General features: G+C 30.9%; 24 protein-coding genes. 7 read left to right on the forward strand and 17 right to left on the reverse strand.

Translation table 11 applies throughout. The annotated features are described in order from the left end of the window. Nucleotides 1–6: 6 nt before the first annotated feature. The 9 genes from ssb to ACW5YJ_RS12390 form a co-directional block, all read right to left on the reverse strand. Nucleotides 7–456 (reverse strand): single-stranded DNA-binding protein, encoded by a 450-nt coding sequence (ssb, locus tag ACW5YJ_RS12350; protein ID WP_457338247.1) that lies wholly within the window; start codon nt 454–456, stop codon nt 7–9. Next, entirely contained in the window at nt 446–1117 is a 672-nt protein-coding gene (locus tag ACW5YJ_RS12355) for an ERF family protein (RefSeq protein ID WP_457338248.1), read from the reverse strand. The genes ssb and ACW5YJ_RS12355 overlap by 11 nt, the downstream gene beginning before the upstream one ends. Beyond that, nucleotides 1118–1603: a siphovirus Gp157 family protein gene (locus ACW5YJ_RS12360; RefSeq protein ID WP_457338249.1), complete on the reverse strand. Its 486-nt coding sequence runs from the start codon at nt 1601–1603 to the stop codon at nt 1118–1120. Further along, nucleotides 1596–1835, reverse strand: a complete 240-nt coding sequence (locus tag ACW5YJ_RS12365) for a hypothetical protein (protein WP_457338250.1) — start codon at nt 1833–1835, stop codon at nt 1596–1598. Before ACW5YJ_RS12365 ends, ACW5YJ_RS12360 begins: the two co-directional genes overlap by 8 nt. Beyond that, nucleotides 1832–2095, reverse strand: coding sequence for a DUF1108 family protein (locus tag ACW5YJ_RS12370; RefSeq protein ID WP_436367897.1), 264 nt, complete (start codon nt 2093–2095; stop codon nt 1832–1834). The genes ACW5YJ_RS12365 and ACW5YJ_RS12370 overlap by 4 nt, the downstream gene beginning before the upstream one ends. A 65-nt stretch (nt 2096–2160) precedes the next feature. Beyond that, entirely contained in the window at nt 2161–2340 is a 180-nt protein-coding gene (locus tag ACW5YJ_RS12375) for a hypothetical protein (RefSeq protein WP_452652256.1), read from the reverse strand. Nucleotide 2341: 1 nt separating this feature from the next. Beyond that, nucleotides 2342–2659, reverse strand: a complete 318-nt coding sequence (locus tag ACW5YJ_RS12380; protein WP_107551294.1) for a DUF771 domain-containing protein — start codon at nt 2657–2659, stop codon at nt 2342–2344. 149 nt (nt 2660–2808) lie between these two features. Next, a complete protein-coding gene (locus ACW5YJ_RS12385; RefSeq protein ID WP_358246483.1) occupies nt 2809–3579 on the reverse strand; it encodes a phage antirepressor in 771 nt (256 codons plus the stop codon). Nucleotides 3580–3626: 47 nt separating this feature from the next. Next, a complete protein-coding gene (locus ACW5YJ_RS12390; RefSeq protein ID WP_326034466.1) occupies nt 3627–3839 on the reverse strand; it encodes a helix-turn-helix transcriptional regulator in 213 nt (70 codons plus the stop codon). Between the two features lie 153 nt (nt 3840–3992). On the opposite strand from ACW5YJ_RS12390, the gene ACW5YJ_RS12395 reads away from it, so the two are divergent. The 7 genes from ACW5YJ_RS12395 (at nt 3993) to ACW5YJ_RS12425 (ending at nt 9199) form a co-directional block, all read left to right on the forward strand. Beyond that, complete coding sequence (locus ACW5YJ_RS12395; protein ID WP_457338251.1) at nt 3993–4724, forward strand: S24 family peptidase; 732 nt, start codon at nt 3993–3995, stop codon at nt 4722–4724. A gap of 274 nt (nt 4725–4998) precedes the next feature. Continuing rightward, nucleotides 4999–5775, forward strand: coding sequence for an Ltp family lipoprotein (locus ACW5YJ_RS12400; protein ID WP_457338252.1), 777 nt, complete (start codon nt 4999–5001; stop codon nt 5773–5775). 439 nt (nt 5776–6214) lie between these two features. Further along, nucleotides 6215–6400 (forward strand): hypothetical protein, encoded by a 186-nt coding sequence (locus ACW5YJ_RS12405; RefSeq protein WP_457338253.1) that lies wholly within the window; start codon nt 6215–6217, stop codon nt 6398–6400. After that, nucleotides 6390–6641 (forward strand): hypothetical protein, encoded by a 252-nt coding sequence (locus tag ACW5YJ_RS12410; RefSeq protein ID WP_457338254.1) that lies wholly within the window; start codon nt 6390–6392, stop codon nt 6639–6641. The genes ACW5YJ_RS12405 and ACW5YJ_RS12410 overlap by 11 nt, the downstream gene beginning before the upstream one ends. 83 nt (nt 6642–6724) lie before the next feature. Then, entirely contained in the window at nt 6725–6913 is a 189-nt protein-coding gene (locus ACW5YJ_RS12415) for a hypothetical protein (RefSeq protein WP_457338255.1), read from the forward strand. A gap of 159 nt (nt 6914–7072) precedes the next feature. After that, the gene (locus ACW5YJ_RS12420) at nt 7073–8110 is read left to right on the forward strand and encodes an Abi family protein (protein WP_457338256.1); all 1038 of its coding nucleotides are present in this window, start codon (nt 7073–7075) and stop codon (nt 8108–8110) included. Between the two features lie 51 nt (nt 8111–8161). Further along, entirely contained in the window at nt 8162–9199 is a 1038-nt protein-coding gene (locus tag ACW5YJ_RS12425) for a tyrosine-type recombinase/integrase (RefSeq protein ID WP_457338257.1), read from the forward strand. A gap of 318 nt (nt 9200–9517) precedes the next feature. Here ACW5YJ_RS12425 and ACW5YJ_RS12430 read toward each other — a convergent pair whose 3' ends face one another. The 8 genes from ACW5YJ_RS12430 to lgt all read right to left on the reverse strand — a co-directional run bounded on the left by ACW5YJ_RS12430 (nt 9518) and on the right by lgt (nt 17630). After that, complete coding sequence (locus ACW5YJ_RS12430) at nt 9518–10363, reverse strand: YitT family protein (RefSeq protein WP_017722487.1); 846 nt, start codon at nt 10361–10363, stop codon at nt 9518–9520. 221 nt (nt 10364–10584) lie between these two features. After that, entirely contained in the window at nt 10585–11529 is a 945-nt protein-coding gene (gene whiA / locus ACW5YJ_RS12435; RefSeq protein WP_017722488.1) for a DNA-binding protein WhiA, read from the reverse strand. Between the two features lie 34 nt (nt 11530–11563). Next, entirely contained in the window at nt 11564–12568 is a 1005-nt protein-coding gene (locus tag ACW5YJ_RS12440) for a gluconeogenesis factor YvcK family protein (RefSeq protein ID WP_017722489.1), read from the reverse strand. After that, nucleotides 12555–13481 (reverse strand): RNase adapter RapZ, encoded by a 927-nt coding sequence (gene rapZ, locus ACW5YJ_RS12445; protein ID WP_017722490.1) that lies wholly within the window; start codon nt 13479–13481, stop codon nt 12555–12557. The genes ACW5YJ_RS12440 and rapZ overlap by 14 nt, the downstream gene beginning before the upstream one ends. Before the next feature lie 359 nt (nt 13482–13840). After that, nucleotides 13841–14785, reverse strand: a complete 945-nt coding sequence (gene trxB, locus ACW5YJ_RS12450) for a thioredoxin-disulfide reductase (protein WP_017722491.1) — start codon at nt 14783–14785, stop codon at nt 13841–13843. 64 nt (nt 14786–14849) lie between these two features. Then, nucleotides 14850–16286, reverse strand: coding sequence for a tetratricopeptide repeat protein (locus tag ACW5YJ_RS12455; RefSeq protein ID WP_017722492.1), 1437 nt, complete (start codon nt 16284–16286; stop codon nt 14850–14852). 21 nt (nt 16287–16307) lie between these two features. After that, nucleotides 16308–16784 carry a DapH/DapD/GlmU-related protein gene (locus tag ACW5YJ_RS12460; protein WP_017722493.1) on the reverse strand — a complete coding sequence of 159 codons (477 nt, stop codon included), beginning with the start codon at nt 16782–16784 and terminating at the stop codon, nt 16308–16310. A 9-nt stretch (nt 16785–16793) separates the two neighbouring features. Beyond that, nucleotides 16794–17630, reverse strand: coding sequence for a prolipoprotein diacylglyceryl transferase (gene lgt, locus ACW5YJ_RS12465; protein ID WP_017722494.1), 837 nt, complete (start codon nt 17628–17630; stop codon nt 16794–16796). Nucleotides 17631–17632: the final 2 nt, after the last annotated feature.

Raw genomic sequence — 17632 nt, forward strand, 5'->3', positions numbered from 1 at the left:
ATACAATTAAAATGGTAAATCATCATCTTTAATATCAATAGGCCCATTAGCATTTGCAAATAGATTATCATTGCTTGAACGTTGATTATTCGTTCCTGTCTGTTGTCCTTTAGAAACGTTGTTTGCCTGTCCGTTGTTTTTAGGTTCCAAGAATTGAACACTGTCTGCGACAACTTCTGTAACAAATACACGTTGACCCTCTTTATTCTCATAACTACGTGATTGCAAACGACCATCAACACCAGCTAAATGACCTTTGAATAAATAGTTGTTTAAATTTTCTGCTTGCTTACGAAACACAACTACATTGAAAAAGTCTGCTTCGCGTTCACCTTGAGCATTGGTAAATGTTCTATTAACAGCTAGAGTGAAGTTTGCAATATTCACACCAGATGGTGTTGTTCTGAATTCTGGGTCTTTCGTTAAACGTCCTACTAATACGACTCTATTTATCATTTTCATCATCCTTTGTTTGATATTCTTTACTCCAACTGTCTAATTTCGTTATTCTTTCAGCTATTTGATTATTAGTTAATGAATTTATATCCGATATTCCTAATCGAACTTTTACTTGTTCAGTCGTAACTTCTTTTCCTAATGATTTCATTAAATCGCTGAAATTTTTAATTTCTGCTTCAAGCGTTTTAAGACTCTCTGCATCTACTTTTGAATATCTATCTTGCTTTTCTTTAGCGTCTGCATCATCTTCATCAGTTGGTATATTAAAGAACTTCATTAAGAAATAGCGTTCTGAATATGTTAAAGCTGTACCATGCGCTTGTGATATATCATTTTGTTGACCAAATGCGTGATAACTAATATCCAATTGTTCTTCTGGTTTGTCTGCATTAACCCATTTGTAGTTCAAATCCATTTCTACTATAAAATCAATAACTTCATGACCTTTTTTATTCTTATAAGTGTGTGTAGTCCACTTTTCATTTGATGTACTAGGTATTAATAACAATCTGTGTTCAATCATTTTATTTCTAATACGATGTAATATTTGTGACCCTGATACATAAGTGAAGTTATAGCCTTTTGTATCCTTTGTGAATCCCTCTATGTTGGCTTTTACATCCGCTATTTTTTGATATATATTAAGTTCCTCGCTCATTTATCTCACCCTCAAGCTTTGTGTTTGTTTAATTTCTGCTCCTGGCACTTCTTTACCAGCTTTCAAATCATCTAAGAGTAATTTGGAGTTTATTTTAGGCGCTTGAGATACCCAATAATCTTTAGGTATGAGTTTCTCGTCTAAAACTTCTTTACTAGGTGCATTTTTAGAAATACTAAAACTGTTGAATGCTGTTTTAAATTTAGTTTTTCCTGTAACTTCCATAGACTCTTTTAAATTATCTTTTAAGCGTTTAACACCATTTTCGTTTGATGCTTTACGCTGCTTTAAACGCTTTATTTCTTCATCAATTGCGCTATTGTCTGCTTGTAATGATTTAATCACTGATGCATATCCATCTGCTTTATCCTCTAATGCATCATTAATACTTGCTAAAGTATCTATTAAAGCTTGTTCATCGCCCTGTTCAGAAATCAAGTCATAGACTTGTTTATAGTTATCTGTTAACTCAAATATATTACTCATCACAAACCAACCTTTCACCTGCAATAACTTTCTTTACTTGTTCATAGCGTGCTAATATTTCGTTATCTTTTTGTGTGTTATTAAATATATATATACTTGCCATGCCTTCTTTATAGTTATCATGTGAATGATGAAACCAAATCGTATTATCTATATATTCGATAACCATGCCTTCACCTTCTATTTTTTGTAATAGATCAATGGCTAAGCGTTTAAATTTTTGTTTCTTCACCACTGCATCACTCGATTCATTATTCTGTCTGCTTCATCTGTGTTTTGTTCTATCCATGTAAAGGCAGATTGTTCTAATAATTCTTGTGCTGTAGCTATTCCAGCATATTCATCGTAAATTGGGACGCTATCTATAAAATCGTTATTTTCATTTAATAATGTGACCTCTATATTATCGTCGTGTTTGTACAAATTAATTTTGAAATCAAAGCCTAATAATTGGATTTTTTTACTTTTGCTTGTACCTGTTTCGTAATACATCTTGTCTACCTCCTATTTTTGGTGGTATACTTATATAGATAAATGACATAAGTATATTTCGACTGTTAGCAATTGCCGTTGCTTTCAGTCTTTTTTATTGTTTTGAAAAATTCAGGCCAAAACCAACAGTATGCTATGAAGAATGTTACAAAGTAGATTACTGTTAAATGAATGAAATCATTTGTAAATATGAATGAAAGTGACATTGCTAATATCGATGTTAAAACTGATATAATACCGTTCATGTTATCTCTCCTTTCCATGTATAGCTTCAAAGTTTTCGTTAATAAAGCTATTCATCTTTCTAGCATTAAATCTCCAACGATTAAACTCTCTGTTTGGATAATGTGCGATGCCTTCTTTTCTCAGAGTTTTTTCAAATTTAGGGTTATACAATAATTTATCTTTGATAGTGTCAACTGACGACATTTTCAATTTTTGTTTTAAATCATTCATATCCCAAACTGGATCTAATGAAGATTCTTCTAATTCTTGTAACCTAACTGAATCAACAAGTACATATCCTTTAGGTATAGTTATTTCAACATTTAATGTTTGTCCCATGTCCTATCTCTCCATTTCTCTTTCAGCACCCACATACAACATTTAGTTTTCGCAATGACCTTTCATGTATTATGGCGTGGCTCATATCATCGCCTACTCTCGCTCTTAAATGCTCTATGTGAGCGCTGAAAGTCGTTTTAATTCACTCGCTATACTTCTAATACTTGAGCTTCATAACCAAATTCAGTTAAAATCTCATGTATTTTCAATCTGCCTTTTTGCGTCCATTTTGTTTGTGGTTGTGTATCTGGTGTGCCATCTGAACGAACAATGTTAATTGTTTCTGACTTTGTGTAACCTTTATTCATATGTTCTGTGTATAAAACCCACTGTTTACCTACACGACGTTGTATACGTGCTTCATGCAGTAATTTATTTAATTTTTGAGCAGACAGACCGTAATCAGCTGCAATTTGTGTTATCGTCATAGTTCCTGGCGATTTTAATATTTCGTCTACATAATCAGCTTTAGGTTTAAGTTCACCAATTTCTTGTTTCAAAATTAAGTTATTTTCTTTCTCTTGTTTGTATTCCATAAGAATATTGATAATGTAATCTGGGTCTTTCATAGTTTGTTCTATTACACTTTCAGTAGCGTAGATGCCATGTTTGCGAATGGAGGGTAAAACTTCTTCAAACACCCATTCTTCAAATTCTTCTGCTTGTGGTAATTTTGACCTAGTGATTAATCTGTATAAATTACCTTCATCAATAAATTTCTTGTTTTGATTTCCACCATTTGAAAGGACTGAACGAATCGTTACCCCCTTTTCTTTTGTATGATCTCTTACAGCTTTATGAGGGTTGGAGTATCCTAAAATTTTTGCGACTTTAATTGCTGGGAACCATTCCTTACCTTCAATGGTTAAAATTTCTAAATTTCCAAATTGTGAATTTTTAAATACTTGTAAATTTTGCATTTTGCTTCCTCCTTTTAAAAAAAGTTATCGTTTTCGAAACTTTTAATTCAAAAAAAATCATCAACCTTAATCCCTAAGTAATCAGCCAAAGTTTTAGCCTCAGATGTTGAAAAATCCCTACCTTCTATTCTGTTGATTTTAATGTTTAATAAACTTCTACTCATTCCTATATCATCAGCCACTTGCTTTTGTGTTAAACCATAAAGCGCTATATAACTTTTTATTTTGTTATATGGCTGAACTTTTGTTTTTATCACCATTAAAAGTTACCTCCTTTTTGTTTCGATTCCGATAACTTAATTACAGTTTACATTTCTAATGTTTCGTTGTCAATAACTTTTCACGAGGAATTCCTTGTGTTTCGATTTCGAAACATGTATAATTAACTTATGTTAATTAAGGAGGTATTCAAAATGGGCGTTGGAAAAGGTCTAAAACGATTACGTAAACAAAATAATTTAACTATGGAAGAATTAGTAAATGATTTAAACAATAAATATCCTGACGTTGTAAAACTAACAAAAGGAAAAATATCTAAATGGGAAAACGAAAAAGAAGAACCTAGGTTATCGTCAGCTAAAGTTATAGCAGACTATTTTAATGTAGCTATAAATGAATTATATGATGAAAAAAGTTTACCTAATACACTCACACAAATCAACGAAGTCTCGAGTAAATTAGAAGAAAGAAGACAAAAACGCGTTTTAGCTTATGCAGAACATCATTATTCTGTACAACAACAAGGTGATAAAGTTATTTATCTACAATCATATAAAGATTCTAAGACTGAAGAAGTAACTGTAAATGGTTACGTGTCAGCAGGCACCGGTGAAACTTTAGTAGATGATATAGAATTCACAGTTAACTATCCTGTGGGAGTTGTACCACCTCATGATTTTGCTTTACAAGTTAATGGTGATTCTATGGAACCACTTTTTGAACACAAAGAAATTATATTTATAGAAGAAAATACAAGTATTAACAGTGGACAATTAGGTGTATTCGTTGTTGATGGCGAAGCATACGTTAAAAAAGTATTTATATATCAAGATCATATTCGTTTAGTTTCTCTAAATCCTAAATATGGAGATATGAATTTTTACGGGGATTCTGATGTTAAATTTGCAGGCAGGGTTATCCTCTAATTTTTTAACCTTAGATATACAAAATTAATAAAAATACTATACGAATTAATGCACGTGTCTTTGTACACGTGTGCAATTAAATAAGTTGTTCGGAATAAAAAGTACATTTGAATTAAATACTTAAACGACAATTTCAATAAAATGTATATTAACTATGGAATTGTGTAAAATGTTAAAAATATTTTGTTATACATACTACAAAAGATAATATAGTTTTTGTAGACTAATACTAATGTGTTTTTATAACATAAATATATTATTAGGGGAATTTATAATGAACAAAGATTTTAAAACTTTCGATAATATGGAAAGTACAACTAATAAACCAAAATGGTACGAACGGAGTTTATTAGTTATTTTAGCACTTATATTCATTTATCCAATTGGTTTAGCTTTAATGTGGGGATTCAAAAAATGGAAATTATGGATAAGAGTTGTTATTACTTGCTTATTTGTAATAGTTTATTTGAGCAGTCTCGGAAATAACGATGATGAGAAAGTTAATAACTCCTCCAATCAAGAAAACCAAGCGAATAATGATTTAAAGAAAGAATTAAAGAATGTAAACGCAGAAAATAAGGACTTAAAAAAAGAAATTAAAGAACTTGAAAATAATAGTGATAAAGAAGATGAAAAAGATGAATCTTCTAAAAAGTCAAATGTACAAAATGATGTAAATAAAGAATCAAAAATAGAAGAAGATACAAAAGAACCTACACCTAAACAAGATACGAACGAAAAAAAACCAAATCGCGAAGCAAAAGCTGCATTAGGTTCAGCTAAAACATATGCTGATACAATGCATATGTCTAAAGATGCTATTTACGACCAATTAACTTCTTCGGCAGGTGACAAATATCCTGAAAATGCGGCTCAATATGCTGTCGATAATCTAGAAGTAGATTATAATGAGAACGCTTTGAAATCTGCTGAAAATTACTTAGATATGATGGATATGTCTGACGATGAAATATACTCTCAACTCACTTCAGATGCTGGTGATAAATTCACTCCTGAAGAAGCAAAATACGCTGTAGATCATTTAGAATAACTTAAATAAAGAAGAGAATCATCAAGATTAAAGATAAAATAGTTTTAACAAAATACTTTATAATTGTAGTTTTAGTGATATTAATTTAAATTAAGGGAGTTAATATGGAGAAATTTAAAAATTATTTTATTGTAAGCACAATCGCTATTATAATTTATAGATTTATTAAGTCTGAAATTAATGAAGACAATGAAAATATAGAATTAGAAGAGAATTAAAACTTTACTTTTAAAGTATAACAAGCTTAAGTACATAAAAATATATAGGGTAGCTATCCTACCCTATATATTTTTAAAATTAACCAGAACGTACGTTCTTAAAAGATTGTATTAATATAGACTCTGTTATTACTTACACTTCTTACGTTGTTGCAATATCACCATTAATGATTTATTGGATATACAAGACAATAGTTAAATAATTTTTAAAGGAGTTAACTATGAATTTAAATTATAGAAAAAAAGAAGCTTTGAATAAACTAGATAATGAAGGTATCTATATAAATATTTCTTCAAAATATATAAATGAATCATCAGATGAAAAAGTAGAAAAAATGGCAGAAACATTTATTGATTTTTTCAGAAAGTTAGATGAACACGATAAGGAGGATAATGATGAATATTAAAGACTTTCAAGAACACATGGAAGGAAGATTACCGGCGTTAGATAGCTTTTATGATAGAGCTATTAATCATCAATTAGAGAAAGATAAGAGGAGACCACCTAAAAAACGTTGGTCAGAAGCCAAAATAGAAAGAGCTGCTAATGATATGTATAAAGATTTGATAAATAGTATTTATGAAAGGGTTAAATCTATTGTAGAAGAGCACGAGAAAAACCTAATTCAGTCTGGTTTGATTATTTAGAGAAATACGAGATGTACGACCAAATTAACGAATCATTATATGAAATAGAATTTGAATAAATGAAATCTAAAGGAGTAATGTATATGATTATTAATGATGAAGAATTTGGATATGTCCACATTAATACTGGTGGAAAAGAACTTTCTGACGAAGAGGTTGAAGAAGCAAAAGAATTTTTAAGAAGCAAAAAATTTGAAAGAATGATAAAAAAATCAGACGAGACTCATCGTAGAGTTATGGAATCTAAAATTACTGATAGAACCAAAATGTAATTAGTTTGAACTGTTTCGTGTGTTAAAATATATAAAAATAAATTGACTAATTAAGAAAAAACATCTATAATATAAGCATGAAATAGTTGTTCTGTGAAACGACTCAAAAACCCTCTCATGCTTGCATGAGGGGGTTTTTCGTTGTAGGAGCGAATTTTATTGGAAGACATTAACGCTATAAAAACTTATTTAAATATTTCACCGTATTCTAAACCTTACTTAAGCTGCAAAGAACAAATGATTTTATTAAAAGATCGAAAGTTAATAATTGATGATGAAGAGTTCGCTTTATTACAATTAGAAACTATTTCCTATTATGCATTAGTTAACGCATATTCACATTTTTTCAAAGAAAAAAACAACGATTTTTTTGTTGATGGTACAAAATTCCGAGATTTATTTCACTGTTATCAAAATGACATGAGATTAAAAAACCTATATTTCAAATATTTGATTTTAATAGAACAATCTTTAAAAAATAATATTGCTGCAGTTATTGCTAAAAATTTTGGGGTTGAAGAACCAAAAAAAAGTAGAAACAATCCAAAAGTTTTTGAAAGAAAATATAGTTATTTAGATACTTACTATTATGATCCTCATAAAAGAAAAAGAGCAGGAGTTTTAGACGATATTAGTAAATCGCTGAATTGGGATAAAGTTGAATCAATATACCATTACAAGAAAAATCATAACCATGTACCACCTTGGATAATAATATTGCCCCACAATTTCGGTTTAACGATTAAATGGTTAAGTATTCTGAAGAGAAATCATAAAGTTGAAGTTTTGAAAAATATTTCAAATATAATTAATAAGGAAGATAGTTTAGCCAATATAGGCATAGATTCACTAAATCTATTAAGAGAATTCAGAAATAGAATAGCACACGGCCATAGATTTTATTCCTTTAAATCAAAATCAAGACTTTCTCTAAAATATTTTAATAAATTGATTGGTTATGATTTTCTTATAAATGAAGAATACTCTAAAGATATTGGAAGGAATGATTTGTATGCATTAACACTACTAATCCTCTTATTTACAAGGAACAAGGCAACTCGAGATAATTTAATTGAAGAATTATTTAAAATTTATGGAGAAATGGACCAATATAATAAAGTAAATCTACTTGATTCAATAGGTTTTTCTTATGAATTAATAAGAAAACTGTCATTTTTGAACGAAAATTATCTTTAAAGGGCACCCTACAGTGCCCTATATATTTTTATCTTTTTTAGGAGGAATAGAATGCAAACTCGTTGTTATGATGGAAAAAAATGGCAATACGAATTTACTCACGAAGGGAAACGTTATCGTAAAAAAGGATTTAGAACAAAACGTGAAGCAAACTCTGCAGGATTTGATAAATTAAGCGAATTAAAAAATGGGCTTGATTACGATAATGATTTAACTTTGCAAGATTATTTTAAAAATTGGATTGAAACTTATAAAGAATCAGTAGTTGCTACTTCAACTTATCGTCATTATTATTTCACACTAAAGCATATACAAAATCATAAAATAGGAAATATGAAATTGTCTAAATTAAATAGACAAATATACCAAAAATTTATTAATAATTTTTCAGAAAATCATGCAAAAGAAACCATTCGTAAAACTAACGGAGCTATACGCTCAGCTTTAGAAGACGCAGTTTATGATGGCTTAATAAGCAAAAATCCTACCTATAAAGTGAGTTATAAGGCTGGTAATACATCTAAGAGTGAAAAAGAAAAATATATATCTTTAACTGAATATGAAAGATTAAAAGATTATATAAAACAAAAACGTACTCGTTCAGCATTAGCATTGTATATTATGGTTTGTACGGGCTGTCGTGTTAGTGGCGTAAGATATATGAAGATAGATTATATAGATCAAATTAAAAATCAATTATTTATAAATGAACATAAAACAGATTCATCTCCTCGTCATATTGAAATAGCAAAATCTGATATGAAACATATACTAAGCGTAATTAATGAGCTAGCAGTTAGTTATGATGGTTATATATTTAAAGAAACAGGTTACTTTATTTCGGTAAATGCGATAAACAAGACATTAAAAAAAGCATGTGATAAATTATCTATTTCTAGCATAACTTCACATGCAATACGACATACACACTGCTCTTATCTCCTTGCTAAAGGCGTATCAATATATTATATTTCCAAAAGATTAGGACATAAAAACATATCAATAACCACTTCCATTTACTCTCATTTATTAGACGAAAAATTCAAAGAAGAAAATGACAAAGCTATTGATATTTTAGATAGTATGTAGTTTTAGGGACCCATTAGGGACTTTAAATCCTATAACCACTGATATTATAGAGAATATAAATCTCCTTCGAGGGGACTTATAATTATATACATACAAAAAAGGAATTCCATATCTATGGTATTCCTTTTTTTGTATATCAGTTTGATTTTAATACTTATTGAATTGTAAAGCCTCCGTCTACCGAAAATACTTAGCCAATCATATTACTTGCGCATGAGATTTATAGACGTAAAACGACAGATGCTGCTTCTTCTGGTTTAGCTAATCTACCGCTTGGCAATTGTTCAATTAATGCGTCCATAGCTTCAGTTTCACTGATTAACTCATATTAATAAAAGTGCTCCCTAAAACATCTCGTACGTCGTGGATTACTAAAAAGGCATTTTCATCTTCTTCATTCACCAATTTTTTCACTCTTGTCACTTGTGACTGTGGGACGACGACATAAAGCATATGTGTTTCATTTTTACCATACCCGCCTTTACCAGTAAGAATTGTTGAACCTCTACCTGTAAAAGCGTTTATTTTATCACTAATTGTTTCACTTTTATTTGAAATTACAGTAACTGCTTTTTTAGGATTAAATCCTTCAATTATAAATGCTGTTGCTCTTTCAGTAACAAATAACATAATGATTGTAAACAAGACATTTTCTAACGGTAATACCATCAAAAAAGAAAGTACCACTAATGCATCAAGTATAAAAATACCTTGTGATGTTTTAATTTCTGAATATTTATTTACTATTTTAGCAATTACAGATGTCCCACCAAGTGTGCTGCCTGTTGAGATAACTAAACCAGCACCAACACCGATAATAGCGCCCCCAAAGACAGAATTAATAACAAAATTATCGATGCCGAGATTAATATTTTCAGTTAAATGTAAAAAGAAAGACAGAGCAGTGTTTGAGATTACCGTATAAACAGCAACCGTTTTACTTAAAAATTTCCAACCAATAAACACAACAATAGTATTTATAATTAGAGACGTCCATGCAGGAGATAAACCAAAGGCATACAGCAAAGAAAGGGATATACCAACAGTCCCGCCATCGCCAAGGTTAGAACCAAGTAAAAAACAATTCACTCCTATTGCGTTTATCAATGTACCAATTAAACAGAATATAATATTTCTATAATGCTTATTAATAAAATCTAACATGTATGCCCTCCTTATTGTCTAAACTACTTAGTTAAATTTCGACATAATTCAACCTTAGAAGCAATTTGTTAATTATGTAAAAAAGACACCTATACAAGGTGTCAGTAATTGAAATGATTACTTTTATAATATATTAGCATAACTTATTTAAAAAATAATCATATATGATTTATTTATAAAAAAAGTTAGAATCTAGTAAATTAAGTTATTGCGGTGCTAATTTACAACTCTATTGATTCTCCGCTTCGTATCTTGTCAGCCATTTCATTTAATTTACGCAGACGATGATTTACACCAGATTTAGATATCTTTCCAGTAGACATCATTTCACCGAGTTCTTTTAGTGAAACTTCTTGATGTTCTATTCTTAATTTTGCGATTTCACGTAATCTATCAGGTAAATTGTCTAACCCTATTTCTTTATCAATGAGGTGAATACTTTCAACGTGCTTCATTGCAGCACTTACTGTTTTATTTAAATTTGCCGTTTCACAATTCACAAGCCTATTAACAGAATTCCTCATATCACGTACGATACGCACATCTTCGAATTTTAACAATGCTTGGAAACCACCAATTAAACTGAGAAAGTCTGATATTTTTTCCGCTTCTTTTAGATATGCGATACTTCCTTTTTTTCGTTCAAGGTGCTTGGCGTTTAATTCATATTCATTCATCAATTGTGTAATTCCTTCAGAATGATCTTCATACAATGAAAAGATTTCAAGATGGTAAGAAGATGTTTCTGGATTATTAACCGAGCCGCCTGCAAGAAAAGCCCCTCTCAAATAACTTCTTTTCATTTCGTCTTCATAAATCATACCTTGGTCAATTTCATGAGTGAAAACACCATTTTTTAAAATACCTAATTCATCTAAAATTTCTCTTGCTCGTGCTTTAATGCGACAAATATAAATATTGTTTTTTTTAAGCTTCATTTTTTTTCTTACTAGTAACTCCACTTCAACATTAAATACTTTTTTGATTAGTGAATAGATACGTCTAGCTGTCGTAGCATTTTCAGTTTGTACATTGATAACAAATTGTTGATTGGATAGACTGAGTGCACCATTCATTCGAATAAGGGCACTGAGCTCTGCTTTAGCATTCTTTTCATCTACTTCTATTCTTGTTAGTTCATTCTTCATATCGGATGCAAAGCTCATTACAATCAGTCCCTTCTTAACTTTATAGTCTCACTTAATGCTTTTCATTATTTTCTTTATCGCGAGTAAATTCTATTGTCTCTGTTTCCTGCATAGCAATTTCATATATCATCTTAGAAAGAACTTCAGTATTATGTCGTACATAATTTTCAGAGGAAACTTCAACCAGATTTGGATGTGTAAAAACTTTAATACCTTGGGCCTCCATTTCGCCTATATCACATTGCACAGGCTCAGCGTTATCTTCTCTATAGCGTTCGACTACATCTCCATGAAACGGTTGCGTACTACAAATGGCATAGTTAATACAATTATTTCCTATGTGATCATGTATTGCTTTAACGTGGTCAAGTGCTGTGTAATGATTCGTTTCTCCTGGTTGGGTCATAACGTTAGATACATATAGTTTAGGTACATCAACTTTAAGTAATGATTCAGAGATGCCTTTAACACAGAGATTAGATATAACACTCGTATATAAAGATCCTGGCCCCATTACAATTAAATCGGCTTCTTCAATAGCTTCTACGGCTTCTTCCATTGGTCTTACATCTTCTGGTTCTAAAAATACACGTTCTATCTTTTTATTCTTTTTAGGTATTTTAGATTCACCATATACAATTTCTCCGTCTTCCATAACTGCATTTAATCTTACACTCGTATTAGTTGAAGGGATGACACTGCCTCTGATATTTAATATTTTGCTCAATTCTTTAACTGCATGGCCAAAATCATTATTAATGTTTGTAAGTGCAGCAATCAATAAATTACCTAAAGAATGCCCTTCAACTTGATTTTCTTTAAAACGATATTGGAATAATTGTTCTATTGTTGATTCCGTTTCGCTTAATGCTGAAATTACATTTCGTATATCACCTGGAGCAGGTATATCCATTTCGCTTCTTATCTTTCCAGTACTACCCCCATCATCAGCAACTGTAACAATTGTCGTAATATCTATGGGATAACCTTTTAAACCGCGTGCTAAAACGGATAAACCTGTACCTCCACCTATAAGTACAAGTTTAATTCTTCTCATCTTTATGTTTCACGCCACTTTCGACATGTGCATCTCTATGATGCACATAAACATTATAGTCAAAACTCTCTTTGAGTTCTGCTCCGATTCGTTTGGCTAATGCGACAGAACGATGTTGCCCACCAGTACATCCAATGGCAATAACAAGTTGAGATTTACCTTCTTTTTTGTAACCTGGTATCATAAATTTTAATAAATCGATTAATTTTTCATAAAAAGTTTCAGTTTCTTTCCATTTCATGACATATTTATAGACTGGTTCATCTTCACCAGTCAACGGTCTCAAATCATCAACATAGTGTGGATTTGGTAAAAACCTCACATCAAACACTAAGTCAGCGTCCATTTGTATACCATGTTTAAACCCAAAACTTGTTACATTGATATTAAAAGTTTGATAATTACTTTGATTGAAATAGTCACCAATACGTTTACGCAATTCTTTTGGTTTCATTTGTGAAGTATCAATCGTATAGTTTGCCAAGCTCTTAATCTCAGTCAATAGTTCGCGTTCTTCTTCAATAGATTCAATTAATGAGCGCTGTCCTCTTTCATTCAAAGGATGTGCACGACGTGTTTCTTTATACCTAGAAATCAATCTTTCATTAGATGCTTCTAAAAACATCATATCAACGATAACATCTGAATCACCTTTGATTAAATCAATTTCTTTAACAAGCGACTTAAATAATTCTTTACCTCTTAAATCTATTGCAATTGCTACTTTTTGTAGGGAAGGATTACCTTGTTGCATAAGTTCAACGAATTTCGGCAAAAGAATTGGTGGTAAATTATCTACGCAAAAATATCCAATGTCTTCTAAGCTCTGTATAACTACAGACTTTCCGGCACCTGACAAACCTGTAACAACTAATAATTCACTTTTCACTATATCTTGTTCTTCCGGTTGCATTTTTTCACACCATCCGTTGTTTATTTATCATACTCATTGTTAAATCGTTATATTGAGCGACTATTATGTTCGTTCCTTAAAAATAACTTTTTTATAGCTAATAGTCTCATAGTATCATAAACTATTTTACATGAAAAAGGTCTAAGGTAGTAGTCTAAGCATTTGTCACTATAGTATTTTTTGTATTCAATGATTTTAATTTTTTAAGATTTAATCATGACAACTTTATCACTAGTATAACTCTTTATGTAAAAAAAGCTAGAATGCATTCACTTACAATCTAGCGTAAGTTTAACATTCTAGCAATAACTACAACCGAGTTACATTGATTATTTTGTATAGCTCAGGTAATTTTTTAATTATGCTTCAATTGTATCTTTAAGGTGTTCAATATACGCAATTGCACTTTGCGCTGCAATACTTCCATCACCTGTTGCTGTTACGATTTGGCGTAAACCTTTTTCACGAACGTCACCTGCTGCATAAATACCAGGAATATTAGTACTCATATCTTCATTAGTTAAAATATAACCAACTTCGTTAGTAATACCTAAATCTTGGAAAGGTACTGTTAATGGTTTCATACCAATATAAACAAATACACCGTCTGCTTCTAATGTTTGTTCTGCACCATCTTTAGTTGATTCTAATGTGATTGAGCCAACTTTACCGTCTTTTTCATTAATTGTTTTTAGCGTATGACTCCAGATAAAATCAATTTTGTCATTTTTAAATGCACGGTCTTGAAGTATCTTTTGTGCACGTAACTCATCTCTACGGTGAACAATAGTAACACTATCAGCAAATTTTGTAAGGAATGTGCCTTCTTCAACAGCTGAATCTCCACCACCGATAACAAATAATTTTTTACCTTTAAAGAATGCGCCATCACAAACCGCACAGTAACTTACGCCACGACCACCAAGTTCTTGTTCACCTGGTACTCCGATTTTTTTATATTCTGCACCAGTTGAAATGATAACTGCATGAGCTGTAATTACATTATTACCAAGATTGATTTCTTTATAAGATCCTTTATCTTCAATTGATTTAATATCACCATATTGATATTTTGCACCAAATTTTTTGGCGTGTTCAAACATTTTTGTAGATAAGTCAGGGCCTGTTACCATTTCAAATCCTGGGAAGTTTTCAACTTCTTCTGTATTCGCCATTTGACCACCAGGCATGCCACGTTCAATCATTACTGTGCTTAAATTTGCACGTGATGCGTAAACTGCAGCAGTCATACCTGCTGGACCTGCACCGATAATTGCAATATCAAAATCCACTTGTTCAGCCATTTAATTGCCTCCTATTTAATAATTCATTATGCGAAGTATATATGATTTCTTGCTTTTTATAAACTTATATGCTCACTAAATAATCAATTGTTTTATTCAAGCGATATGCTGAGATATTAAACCACTCTAATACTTGTTGTTTCGTCACTTTAATTTCAGTATTTCGAAAATACATATATACAAATGCCGCTACATAGTTATCGACATTGGTTAAATCTACCTTTTCAGAAATAATCGCTTCCGCCTGATCAATCCATATAATAAATAATTCTTCAATATTTTTCAATGATTCTATATCATAAAGCATTAACAAACCTCTGTGAATAAAATCTAACTTATTTAATTTTAAGTCTTGTATAAGGTATGTTAAATATAATTTTTCATAATCATTCATAGATTCTAACACTCCCCAAATTTCTTGGGTCAATAACACTTCTCTTCCTTTTAATTGATTAAGTAAAAAAATGCCATACAATCTATGATGACTATCGTCATTTAATAATAATGGTAGAATTTGTTGATCAAAGTAAGCTTTACTTTCTTCTATAACCCATGGAGCGTGGCCAACGTCTACTTGTGTAATCTCTTGTAGTTTGGCCCAAAAGTATTTACTATCTTCCAAATTTCCTAAATAGTAATTATTATAACTGAGCGCATTATACATTTGTATAGATAGGAATTTCCCTTTTCTATAAAGAGGATGTAATATCTTTTGGGATGCTTCATATTGTCTTAAATAACATAGGACAATCCCTAATTTAAATGATTCGTCATCATTCATTGGTATAACTTTTCCTAAAATATTTAAATAGCGATGATATTTCTCTTTATCATTTGTATTATAAAGTAATAACGTATAATGACATAAGGCATGTACATCGCTATTATCTTCACTCAATAAGCGCTCAAACATCTCTTTCGCCGTATCATATTCATTTAAATATAAATAACACATTGCTAACAAATTACGTACGACACGATGTGCTTGTATGTCCTCATTTTGATTTAAAATAAAATTCCTTGCTTCTGGTAAGCGACCTTGGGAAAATAAATATTGAAAAATAAGTTGTATGGCGAATAGTTGACTTTCTGTTTCAATTTTTTCAGCAGAATGGTAGGATACTTCAAACATATCTTCAAGTTCATCTCTATAATCTTCATCGTCAGACATTGTAATATAGTTGATTCCGAATAAGAATGCTTTATTAGCTTCATTTATCGTAATATTGAGTTGACTAAGCTGAAAATAGCTTTCTTCTACAAATTCATCTTGTGCTATACTTTCATAAAAAAGATGTTCTGCCTTATTACCTAGTCCTAAATTTACTAGACATTCAGAATATTTTACTTTTGTATCAAAATCTTGAGGTGACATTTCAAGCACTTTTTTAAAATGTTCTGCAGCCTTTTTATAATCTTGTTGGTGAAATTTTTGTTCACCTAATTTTTTATAAAATTGACTATCAAACTTCATCGATATTACATTGTCGTTATGCGCCATCCATGATCACCTCCTATGTTTTTAACTTTTAATTTGTATGGGATTCCCATAAGCCATTGTATTATCTGGTATATCTTTAGATACAATGGCGCCCGCACCTACTTTGACATTATTTCCTATCGTAACACCAGGCAAAATAGTAACATTTGCTCCGATTAAAGTATTGTCTCCGATATGGACAGGTCCTGTTTTAAACTCATCCACTAGAAATTCGTGCGTTAAAATAGTTGTATTATATCCAATGACACAATTTTTACCTATCGTAATAAATTCTGGATAAAGTAAATCCGGCACGACTTTAAACGCAAATGCAGTTTCTGCGCCGATGTTCATTTTCAAAAATTTACGATATATCCAATGCTTTAACTTCACAATAGGTAAATAGCGACAAATTTCAATAATTACCGTCTGTTTGAAAATTTTAACAATCCTCACGTAATGGTACATACGCCACAGTGGGTTTTTATCATGTGACTTCTGTCTTTTTAAATTCCGCATGTTATTTTATCACTTCACTTTTAGGTTTGGCCATGATAGCGGACCAACATCTTTATAACGTGGCGAACGATATTTCACTCTTCTAACAATCATTATGATAACACCAACTAAAATTAATATAATAGACATTAACTGCGCTACACGAATATCACTTGTTAGCATTAGGCTATCAGTACGCATGCCTTCCACAAAAAATCTACCAATAGAATACCAAATTAAATAAAGGCAGAACGTGTCACCAACACGCAGATGTTTTCTTAATAAAATTAATATAACAAAACCTAAAATATCCCATATGGATTCGTATAAAAATGTTGGTTGATAATATTTACCATCAATGTACATATTATCAATAATAAAATCGGGTATATGTAAATTTTCAAGCACAGATTTTGAAACTGGCCCACCATGAGCTTCGTGATTCATGAAATTTCCCCATCTTCCAATACCTTGACCAAGAATCATACTAGGTGCAATTACATCGCCGATTTGAAAGGGATTAATATTCTTTTGTTTACAAATAATAATGCCTGTTACAAACCCTCCAATTAAACCACCGTGTATCGCAATACCTCCATGCCATATCATTGGTATCTCAATTGGATTTTGTATGTAATAAGGCCATTGAAAAATAACAAAATAGATTCTTGCCACAATAAAGCCAAATATTGCACTCCAAAAAATAATATCAACTAGCGTATCTTGGTCATAACCAATCCTTTTCACGCTAGCTTGTGCTATAAAATAGCCTAATAGTATACCAGCCGCAATGATAATACCATACCATCGGACTGAAATCGGCCCTAATTCAAATGCAATAGGATCGATATAGTTTAATGTCAACATTG

The sequence above is a fragment of the Staphylococcus sp. mip270_02 genome, assembly GCF_054031535.1.

Bases quoted from the DNA above. Each gene is read 5' to 3' on its own strand.
- ssb (WP_457338247.1), bottom strand. From the start codon at position 456: ATGATAAATAGAGTCGTATTAGTAGGACGTTTAACGAAAGACCCAGAA.
- ACW5YJ_RS12355 (WP_457338248.1), bottom strand. From the start codon at position 1,117: ATGAGCGAGGAACTTAATATATATCAAAAAATAGCGGATGTAAAAGCC.
- ACW5YJ_RS12360 (WP_457338249.1), bottom strand. From the start codon at position 1,603: ATGAGTAATATATTTGAGTTAACAGATAACTATAAACAAGTCTATGAC.
- ACW5YJ_RS12370 (WP_436367897.1), bottom strand. From the start codon at position 2,095: ATGTATTACGAAACAGGTACAAGCAAAAGTAAAAAAATCCAATTATTA.
- ACW5YJ_RS12375 (WP_452652256.1), bottom strand. From the start codon at position 2,340: ATGAACGGTATTATATCAGTTTTAACATCGATATTAGCAATGTCACTT.
- ACW5YJ_RS12380 (WP_107551294.1), bottom strand. From the start codon at position 2,659: ATGGGACAAACATTAAATGTTGAAATAACTATACCTAAAGGATATGTA.
- ACW5YJ_RS12385 (WP_358246483.1), bottom strand. From the start codon at position 3,579: ATGCAAAATTTACAAGTATTTAAAAATTCACAATTTGGAAATTTAGAA.
- ACW5YJ_RS12390 (WP_326034466.1), bottom strand. From the start codon at position 3,839: ATGGTGATAAAAACAAAAGTTCAGCCATATAACAAAATAAAAAGTTAT.
- ACW5YJ_RS12395 (WP_457338251.1), top strand. From the start codon at position 3,993: ATGGGCGTTGGAAAAGGTCTAAAACGATTACGTAAACAAAATAATTTA.
- ACW5YJ_RS12400 (WP_457338252.1), top strand. From the start codon at position 4,999: ATGAACAAAGATTTTAAAACTTTCGATAATATGGAAAGTACAACTAAT.
- ACW5YJ_RS12405 (WP_457338253.1), top strand. From the start codon at position 6,215: ATGAATTTAAATTATAGAAAAAAAGAAGCTTTGAATAAACTAGATAAT.
- ACW5YJ_RS12410 (WP_457338254.1), top strand. From the start codon at position 6,390: ATGAATATTAAAGACTTTCAAGAACACATGGAAGGAAGATTACCGGCG.
- ACW5YJ_RS12415 (WP_457338255.1), top strand. From the start codon at position 6,725: ATGATTATTAATGATGAAGAATTTGGATATGTCCACATTAATACTGGT.
- ACW5YJ_RS12425 (WP_457338257.1), top strand. From the start codon at position 8,162: ATGCAAACTCGTTGTTATGATGGAAAAAAATGGCAATACGAATTTACT.
- ACW5YJ_RS12430 (WP_017722487.1), bottom strand. From the start codon at position 10,363: ATGTTAGATTTTATTAATAAGCATTATAGAAATATTATATTCTGTTTA.
- whiA (WP_017722488.1), bottom strand. From the start codon at position 11,529: ATGAGCTTTGCATCCGATATGAAGAATGAACTAACAAGAATAGAAGTA.
- ACW5YJ_RS12440 (WP_017722489.1), bottom strand. From the start codon at position 12,568: ATGAGAAGAATTAAACTTGTACTTATAGGTGGAGGTACAGGTTTATCC.
- rapZ (WP_017722490.1), bottom strand. From the start codon at position 13,481: ATGCAACCGGAAGAACAAGATATAGTGAAAAGTGAATTATTAGTTGTT.
- trxB (WP_017722491.1), bottom strand. From the start codon at position 14,785: ATGGCTGAACAAGTGGATTTTGATATTGCAATTATCGGTGCAGGTCCA.
- ACW5YJ_RS12455 (WP_017722492.1), bottom strand. From the start codon at position 16,286: ATGGCGCATAACGACAATGTAATATCGATGAAGTTTGATAGTCAATTT.
- ACW5YJ_RS12460 (WP_017722493.1), bottom strand. From the start codon at position 16,784: ATGCGGAATTTAAAAAGACAGAAGTCACATGATAAAAACCCACTGTGG.
- lgt (WP_017722494.1), bottom strand. From the start codon at position 17,630: ATGTTGACATTAAACTATATCGATCCTATTGCATTTGAATTAGGGCCG.